Origin of the sequence: Wolbachia endosymbiont of Drosophila incompta (genome assembly GCF_001758565.1) — a bacterium.
GTDB classification, from domain to species: Bacteria; Pseudomonadota; Alphaproteobacteria; order Rickettsiales; family Anaplasmataceae; genus Wolbachia; species Wolbachia pipientis.
Window position 1 is genome coordinate 338,111 of the sequence record NZ_CP011148.1, and the last position, 636, is coordinate 338,746.

At 33.8% G+C, this 636-nt stretch carries 1 protein-coding gene, 1 tRNA gene and 1 pseudogene; 2 read left to right on the forward strand and 1 reads right to left on the reverse strand.

The window, feature by feature from the left end:
• A partial coding sequence (locus WG67_RS08115; RefSeq protein ID WP_458694972.1) for a DnaB-like helicase N-terminal domain-containing protein occupies positions 1–236 on the reverse strand: 236 nt, incomplete at its 3' end.
• Positions 237–350: 114 nt separating this feature from the next.
• Between WG67_RS08115 and WG67_RS01560 the strand changes: the two genes are divergently transcribed.
• Positions 351–433 (forward strand) — tRNA-Leu (locus WG67_RS01560).
• A gap of 24 nt (positions 434–457) precedes the next feature.
• Positions 458–636, forward strand: a pseudogene (locus tag WG67_RS08120) (RDD family protein); the annotation flags it as partial.

Sequence of the window (636 nt, forward strand, 5' to 3'; positions counted from 1 at the left end):
CTCAGTTCATTGGCAACTATACCGTGTTTCCTGGTTTTAGATATTTGCGTAAAAATACTTTGATGCAGTGGATCATAGAAATTTTCTGCTGTAATTGTGTCTTCAACTGCATCACAGATNNTATTATCACGAATCATTGCACCAATAAGCATCTGTTCAGCTTCTAAATTATGCGGTAATTTACATATTTCCTTATCTACACTTCTTGAACTGAGGAGATTGGCTAATTCATTCATTTTAAGTTTTGAGAGTAACTGTTGATTATTGTAGAATATTTAGTCCTCATTTGAAAGATGTAAAGGCAAAAAAATTTGACTAATTCCGTGTTGCCTATAGCATTAAAACTTAATGCCCCTGTGGTGGAATGGTAGACACGGCAGACTCAAAATCTGTTGCTTGCAAAAGCATGCTGGTTCAAGTCCGGCCAGGGGCACGTTAAATATTGGAAAGTATATATATGTTACATAAATTTTTTAATCGTTTATTTTCTATTTTTTCTTCTATAAATGTTATTCAAAAGGTAAAGAAAGATGAAAATGGGATATGTTATGTAACGGGCCTCAGGCGCTATATATCAGTATTGCTTGATTTAATTATTATCGTTTTGTTCTTGCAGTTTTGCAGCCAAGCCTTTAA